This window comes from Candidatus Kryptonium thompsonii (assembly GCF_001535985.1).
Lineage (GTDB): Bacteria > Bacteroidota > Ignavibacteria > Kryptoniales > Kryptoniaceae > Kryptonium > Kryptonium thompsonii.
The window spans coordinates 1-8,083 of the sequence record NZ_CZVS01000071.1 but is presented as its reverse complement, the minus strand read 5'-3'; the positions used below and the strand labels follow the sequence as shown (position 1 = coordinate 8,083).

Here is an 8,083-nt window from a genome sequence, read left to right as displayed (position 1 = left end):
GTTGCACGAAGGCATGGCAAAACTGCTACATTTATGCCGAAACCATTGTTTGGCGATAACGGTTCGGGGATGCACTGTCATCAAAGTTTATGGAAAAATGGTCAACCTTTGTTTTATGGTAATGGATATGCAAATTTAAGCGAGATCGCGCTTTACTACATTGGTGGAATTTTAAAACACGCGCCGGCTTTGTGCGCCTTTACAAACCCAACGACGAATTCTTACAAACGTCTCGTTCCTGGATTTGAAGCCCCGGTGAATCTTGCATATTCGCAGAGAAATAGAAGCGCTGCGATTCGAATCCCAACCTATTCATCAAGTCCAAAGGCAAAAAGAATCGAAGTGAGATTTCCCGATGGCTCTTGCAATCCATATCTTGCTTTTGCTGCGATGTTGATGGCAGGAATTGATGGAATTATAAATAAAATCGACTCTGGCGAGCCACTTGACAAAGATATTTATGCTCTTCCACCTGAGGAACTTAAAAATGTTCCTTCAACTCCTGGTTCACTTGAGGAGGCATTGAGGGCGCTTGAAAAAGATCACGATTTTCTTTTAAGAGGCGATGTCTTCACAGAAGATGTTATAGAAGCATGGATAAAATATAAATGGGAGAAAGAAGTTAACCAATTGCGCATGCGCCCCCATCCGTATGAATTTGTGCTTTATTTTGATGTGTGATTACATTTTTGATCGTGGCTAATTTTATTGCCAAATGTTGGCGGAGAACCCTGAGGTTTCATGAATTTGAACCTTATGATTTGAATTTTTAAAACGGGTTTAAAATCTGAGGGAAATTATTGCCTGATTTTAGAGTAATTGCTATATTTGTAAGCAGGATAGCTTGAAAATTTAAACTTTTGATGTGATAATGAGAAGAATAATCGTTTTTTTGGTGCTAGTTTTATCAATCGGGGTCTCCGCCCAAGATTTGAAAAGATATTTTCAACTTGCGAGCGAAGAGTTCAATGTTCCAGCAGAATTGCTTGAAGCAATTGCATTTGTAAATACAAGGTGGGTTCACATAGAGCCTGAGAAATTTACCCCAGCTTGCGATGACAAACCACCTGTTTATGGGATCATGGGTTTGAGGGATGATGATTGGTTTGGGCATAGTTTAGTTGAAGGAGCAAAACTTATCAATGTCCCTGTAGAGGTTGTTAAAAGGGATGTTTATCAAAACATAAGAGCAGGTGCAGCTTTGCTTGCAAAGCTTTCAAATGAAAAAGGATTGAAAAAAGGCACATCAAAAATTGAAGATTATAAAGATGTCGTTGCTAAATTCAGTGGTATACCGCAACCTGAAATAGCCCAAATCTTTGCTTACGATGTTTATAAGGTTTTGTCAACGGGTTTTAATGAGTTTGGCATAGAAATCGAGAGAAAAGAAATTGATATGTCAATTTTCCCGAAAGATTTGTTTGAAAGGAGTGGATTAAAAATCATAAAGCCAGATGAGATAAATTCCGAAGATTATCCGCCAGCGGTGTGGGATCCAAGTCCAAATTACGAAGCGAATAGACTTTACACGACAAGAATTGTAATCCATGTGACGCAAGGAAATTTCGCTGGCTCTGTTTCGTGGTTAAAAAATCCAAATTCAAAAGCAAGCGCTCACTATGTCATTCGTAGTTCTGATGGATACATAGTTCAACTTGTCAGAGAGAAAGATAAAGCATGGCATGCAAAATGTTGGAATAGTTTCACGCTTGGAATTGAGCATGAGGGTTATATTCAGGATCCCGATCGTTGGTTTACCCCTGTGATGTATCTTGAATCTGCAAAACTTGTAAGGAACATGGTGAACAGGTGGGCGATCCCCGTAGATAGCAATCATATCATAGGGCATAACTTTTGGCAGCAACCCCAATGGCCTGTGGTTCGACAAGAATGGGATTTTGCAAAATACGATCAAGGCTCGCCTTCTTGTAATGACCATACCGATCCAGGTCCAGGTTGGAATTGGGGATATTATTTAAGTTTGATTCGTTCAGATCAAACCCCGCCAAAAGTTATTTCTGTTTCCCCTGAGTCAGGGGCACGCAACTTTCTTGCTTATAAATCAGTTGTGATCAATTTTTCAGTCCCCATGGATAAATCTTCTGTTCAAGCGAATCTTGTGATAACTCCAAATGATACTGTAAGTTTAATATGGAGTTCGGATCAGCGAACGCTTGAGATAAAACCGAACAAGTTCTGGGAGTTTTCAACGACATACACGATAAAAATTGACACTGGGGCTAAAAGTGTTTTTGGTTTAAAAATTGATGGGGATGGTGATGGTGTACCTGGAGATCCATATTATGTGGAATTTACTACAACCGCGCCTGATGTTTATCCACCCGTTGTTGAAAAAGGTTATCCGGTGGGTGAAAATGTGAGTGTTTATGCTGAGATGAAATTTGTTTTTAATGAGCCAATTGAGAGTGCAAGTTTGGCGAGTAGGGTTAGATTAGTTGATGAAAATGATCAGTCTATTTCAATAACATCGGGGAAACATGTAGTAAAGGATGACAAAAGCATTGTCACTTTTAAACCCGCTAGTCCACTTTTGAGTGATAAAATTTACAAAGTTAAGTTTTTGGCTGGCTTGAAAGATTTGTTTGGGAATGCCACAACATCTGATTATGTGTTTGAATTTAGAACAGATCCGGGAGTTTTTTATAGTGGAAGCGTAATTGATTCTTTTGAGACGGTAAATTCTTGGTGGCAGCCATCTCAAAGCGGAAGCACAACTGGTGTGGAAGCCAACTTTGTTGCTTCAAGTGAGAAGAAGTTTCGCGGTTCAAATTCCGGTAAGTTAACTTACCGTTTTTTGGGAGAAAGTGGTGGTCTCATCAGGATTTTCAATCCTTCAAAACCAAATGTCTCCGATGGACAAGGAAACATTGGTCTGTGGGTTTATGGTGATTTGAGCGGGAATCAAATTGAGTTTTGGTTTTATAACCCTGACAATTATCCTGTGAATCTTGGCTCGATAAATTGGTATGGATGGAAATTTGTATCGTATCCAATCGCATCTGTTCCCGGCTCTAACAAGCAATTTCATAGTATTGTGATAAAACAGATTCAGGGAGCTGATAAAGAGGGTGAAATTTACTTTGATGATTTACAGGTTGGCGGTAAAATTACATCGGTTGCTCAGAATGAAATTCCTGTTGACTTCTCACTTGAACAAAATTATCCCAACCCATTTAACTCATCTACTTTGATTAGGTTTAGCCTACCCGAGCGAGTGCAAGTTAAACTTTGTGTTTACGATATTTTAGGGCGATTGATCGCTGTTATTGTCGATAGTGAACTTGAGCCTGGGGTTCATACTGTTAAGTTTGAGGCTGATGATTTGCCTTCTGGAGTTTACTTTTATAGAATTAATGCTGGGGGATTCTTTAGCGTCAGAAAGATGGTGCTTATGAAGTAAGGATTAATTTGTTTTATTTCCTACCGTTTCATAAATTGTTTCGGTATGTTTTCGAAGAAACCTTTTAGCGAGGATGAAGAGGATTGCAATTCTTGGTTCAACTGGTTCTATAGGGAAAAACGCTATTGAAGTTATTTTAAATTTCCCAAATAGATTCAAGGTCACATATCTTGCTGTTAACAAAAATATAAAGCTTCTACTTGAACAGGTAAAACTTCTAAAGCCGAAAGGGGTTGTAATTTTCGACAAGGAGAAAGCCGAGGAGTTTTCAAATTTTGTCAATGGTGAAGTCGAGGTTCTTTCTGGTGAAGAAGGTTTGCTTGAGGTTGTGAGTAGAGATGATGTTGACATTGTCTTAAACTCTCTCGTCGGGTTTTCAGGTTTAAAGCCAACTATAAAAGCAATTGAGAGCAAAAAAAGGATCGCACTTGCAAATAAAGAAACTCTTGTCGTTGCGGGCGAAATTATCACAAAGCTTTTAAGAGAGAACAATGTTGAACTTATTCCAGTTGATAGTGAGCATAATGCAATTTTTCAATGTCTCGTTGGAGAAAAAATTTCGGATATTAACAGAATAATTTTGACCGCTTCGGGAGGTCCGTTCCTGTACAAAAATAAAGCTGAGCTTGAAAATGTGACGGTTGAGGAAGCTTTAAAACATCCGAATTGGAAGATGGGAAGTAAGATAACGATTGATTCGGCAACTTTGATGAACAAGGGTCTTGAGGTGATCGAAGCACACTGGATTTTTGGTTTGCCAGTTGATAAAATAAAGGTCGTAATTCATCCGCAGTCGGTGATTCATTCAATGGTCGAGTTCATAGACGGCTCTATAAAGGCACAGCTTGGTGTGCCTGATATGAAAATACCAATTCAATATGCTTTAACTTATCCCGAAAGGAAACATGCAAACTATGGTCAAGTTGATTTCGTAAAGCTTGGGCAGATGACATTTCTTGAACCAGATCTTGATAAATTTGAATGTTTAAAAATTGCCTATGAAGTTGCAAAACTTGGTGGAACTTATCCAACAGTTTTAAACGCTGCCAATGAGGTCGCTGTCGAAGCTTTTCTTAATAGAAAAATAAAGTTTACGATGATACCTGAGGTAATAAAGAAAGCGATAGATGCACACAAGCCTAAGTTCAATCCCGATCTTGATGATATTCTAACCGCTGATTCTGAAACAAGGAAATTTGTAAAAAACCTAGAGGGGATGGATTAAATATGGAAATCATAAAAACCATATTCTATTTCGCTATAACGATTGGAATCCTTGTCCTTGTTCATGAATTTGGTCATTTTATAGCTGCGAAACTTTCAAAGATGAAAGTTGAGGTCTTTTCCATTGGATTTGGGACAAGGTTAATTGGAAAGAAAATTGGTGAAACGGATTATAGAATTTCCGCTTTTCCACTTGGTGGTTATGTTAAAATTGCAGGGATGGTTGATGAAAGTTTGGATACTGGTTTTGTCAGTTCAAAGCCTGAACCCTATGAGTTCAGAAGTAAGCCATTTTATCAGAAATTTTTTGTTATCACTGCTGGTGTGATAATGAATATGATACTTGCTGTATTCCTTTTCTGGGCAATTTTTATGGTGGAGGGGAAAACATTTAGAAATGTTAATGAAGTTGGTTATGTTATTCCGAATTCACCAGCGTTTGAGGCTGGATTTAGAGAAGGGGATAAGATTTTAACTTTGAATGGCAGGAAAATCAATTATTGGGACGATATAATAAGAACAGCTTTTGTTGATGATTTGACAAAAGATCTTTCTTTTGAGGTTCAGCGTGATGGTGAAAAGATTTTTATATCGATTCCACGCACTAAAATTTCTGAATTCTCATCCGAGGATGCACTGGGAATTTTACCTGCACATGTTGAGGTAATGGTAATGGCGGTTGAACCAGGTCGCCCAGCGCAAAAAATAGGGATACAGTCCAAGGATGTTATCGTCTCCGTTAACGATGAAAAAATTTATAGTCCTGCGCAACTTACATCGATAATAAAGTCAAATGCCGGGAAAGAAATAACATTGAAAATAAAGCGTGGTGATAAAATTTTTGACCAGAAGATTACCCCAGATGCGGATGGAAGGATTGGAGTGCAAATTGCAAGTTTTTATAATGGTCCGGTAAAAAAGGAAAGTTATAATCCGCTTGAAGCGCTGTGGATCGGAGTGAGAGAGACTTATAGAGTTTCTGCTCTCACTGTAAACGGCATAAAGCAGCTAATCACAGGTAAAATTCCATTTCAAAAGGGAGTTGCTGGACCGATAAGGATTGCGAAGTTTGCCACCCGAAGTGCTGATGCGGGCTTTACCGCATTTCTTGGATTTATGGCAATTTTAAGCATAAGCTTGGCATTTTTAAATATATTTCCATTCCCAGGGCTCGATGGTGGACATCTTGCGATTTTAGTGGTTGAGGCAATTATAAGAAGGGAACTTTCCTATAGAGTTAAAGTTGCAATTCAGCAGGCTGGAATAATTATACTCATAATTTTGATGATATTTGTGCTTTACAATGACATTGTTCATTTTTAGGTTGTGATTTTGCTCACTGAAAAGAGATAATTTTGATAGCTAAATTCAAAATAGAATTAAAATAAAAATTTGGGGTGTGCTATGAAAAAGATTTTGTTTTTGCTCCTTTTTTCAACGCTTGCGATAGGGCAGGTTCAAATTCAAGTTTCGGCTCCTGCTACGCTTGATCAGGTTAATGTCGCCGATCTTGATGTTAGTAAACTAACGGATTTGCCACTTTTATTTGCTGTGACAATCACGAATATGGGTGAACCAATCAATATAAAATTACATTTTCAAGTTTTTGCCAAAATTGGAAATGAACCAGAAGATATTTTTGCAGATGCGTGGAGTTTACCGTTTACAGTTGACAGGATATTAAGTTTCACAAATCAAGATCTTGCTTCGGGGAGAACCAGCATAAAAAGTGATAAGGAAAGAACTCAGATTTACGAGGATAAAATAAAAAAGATAAAAGATTTAGCTCAATCAACGGGAAGATTACCAGCGGGAAGGTATAGGTTTGTAATTCAACTTTTGAACGAATCTGAAACTTCAACTTTGAGCACATGGGAAAAAGTTTATGAGGTAGTGAATCCATCAAGAATTGATCTCATTTCACCATCCTACCAATCTGAGGTTAGGACGCAATTCCCAATTTTTAAGTGGATCGCTCCATATTTTAAAGAGTTTGAAATTTTCGTTTATGAGAAGCTTCCCAATCAGACAACACCCGAAGAAGTTGTATCAGGCGATAAAAACTTGAGGTGGAAGTACAAAACAACCGAAACTCAAATTCAATATCCACGAGAAGCTTTACCACTTGAAGATGGGAAGACATATTTTTGGTATGTTAAATCTTATCTTCAAGGTAGCCGTGGAACTGAGGAAGTGAGAAGTGAAATATGGAGTTTTGATGTTAAGCTTGGTGTGCCATCAGTAAGTCGAACGACCCCAAATCTTACGCCAGAGCAAAAACGAAATCTTGAAAATTTGATTAGAATGCTGAATCAAAGTGGAAACAATGAAATCGCTGCTTTACTAAGCGGTATTATATCTGATTTTATCGTCTTAATTGATGGAAGGCCAGCAACCCCTTCTGAAATTGAGGAAGTTCTTAGACTTTTGTCAGATAAGGATAAATATGAAGTGATAGCAATTGAAGAAAAATAAAATTGAATGATAAAAAATGAAAAAGGAAATTTTAAAACTTGGGTTAATTGGGGCATTTGCTCTTATATTTCTTGGTTTTGTAAATTACGCCCCAACAATTGCTGTTGTTCAACTTGTTAAGAACAAAGCGTATCATAAACCACCAAAAATTGAGGAATGGAAACCCGCACAGAAGGGTGCAGGGATTGAATCTGGAACAGTTGTTAAAACTGAAAGCAAATCTTTTCTTCTCATCAAATTTCTTGATGGTAGTTTTCTTAGGGTTGATGAAAATACGACGCTTGAAGTTGTTGGTGAAAATCCGAAGGGGAATTACGCAAGAAAGGTTAACATCGAAAATGGCGGAGTTGATTTCAAGGTCACCAAAGTTAAAGGTAAATTTGAATTTACAACACCTTTATCCGTCGCTACGATAAGAGGGACGGAAGGGGCTTTGTTTTCAAGAGTTGATGCAGATACTTTGATGGTAAGGGAGGGTGAGGTTGATTTCTTTAATAAAATTTCAAATTTAAGCAGGACTGTAAAAGCGGGGGAAGTTGGAATCTCAACTAAGGATGGAGAGATAACAACACGCTCAATGACTGAGTCTGAGAAAAGAAAATCTGAGGAAATAAAAAAGGCAATTGAGAAAAGGGAAATCGAAATAAGAGGAAAAACGGGGGAAGGAAAAGAAATTAGAATCAAAATAAAAGAAAAATAACAAGGTGAACAAGATAATCACTGCGTTTGCATTTGTTTTTCTATTTTCGACTGCTTCCCCCGCTCAAACAAAACATATTTTAAGTGTCATCCCGACTCAAAGAGGAATAGAAGGAAAGGATTTGAAACTTAGAGTTGAATTCACAAATGTAGCCGATCTATCCAAAGTAAAGTTATTTTATAAGTCAACAAGGGAAGGTGATTTTAAACAAATTGAAATTCCCTTGTCTCGTGAAAATATCGTCGTGGTTACAATACCTGGTG

The 8,083-nt window shown here is 37.8% G+C and carries 7 protein-coding genes; all 7 read left to right on the top strand.

The features are described from left to right. A partial coding sequence (locus tag AWW78_RS09115) for a type I glutamate--ammonia ligase (protein WP_047134962.1) occupies positions 1-681 on the top strand: 681 nt, incomplete at its 5' end. 190 nt (positions 682-871) lie between these two features. Further along, positions 872-3,421: an Ig-like domain-containing protein gene (locus tag AWW78_RS09110; protein WP_047134961.1), complete on the top strand. Its 2,550-nt coding sequence runs from the start codon at positions 872-874 to the stop codon at positions 3,419-3,421. A gap of 73 nt (positions 3,422-3,494) precedes the next feature. Further along, positions 3,495-4,646 (top strand): 1-deoxy-D-xylulose-5-phosphate reductoisomerase, encoded by a 1,152-nt coding sequence (locus AWW78_RS09105; RefSeq protein WP_047134960.1) that lies wholly within the window; start codon positions 3,495-3,497, stop codon positions 4,644-4,646. Positions 4,647-4,648: 2 nt separating this feature from the next. Then, positions 4,649-5,968 carry an RIP metalloprotease RseP gene (gene rseP, locus AWW78_RS09100; RefSeq protein WP_047134959.1) on the top strand — a complete coding sequence of 440 codons (1,320 nt, stop codon included), beginning with the start codon at positions 4,649-4,651 and terminating at the stop codon, positions 5,966-5,968. Positions 5,969-6,049: 81 nt separating this feature from the next. Then, entirely contained in the window at positions 6,050-7,120 is a 1,071-nt protein-coding gene (locus AWW78_RS09095; protein WP_047134958.1) for a hypothetical protein, read from the top strand. Between the two features lie 16 nt (positions 7,121-7,136). Continuing rightward, positions 7,137-7,820: a FecR family protein gene (locus AWW78_RS09090; RefSeq protein ID WP_047134957.1), complete on the top strand. Its 684-nt coding sequence runs from the start codon at positions 7,137-7,139 to the stop codon at positions 7,818-7,820. A 4-nt stretch (positions 7,821-7,824) separates the two neighbouring features. Then, a partial coding sequence (locus AWW78_RS09085; protein ID WP_047134956.1) for a hypothetical protein occupies positions 7,825-8,083 on the top strand: 259 nt, incomplete at its 3' end.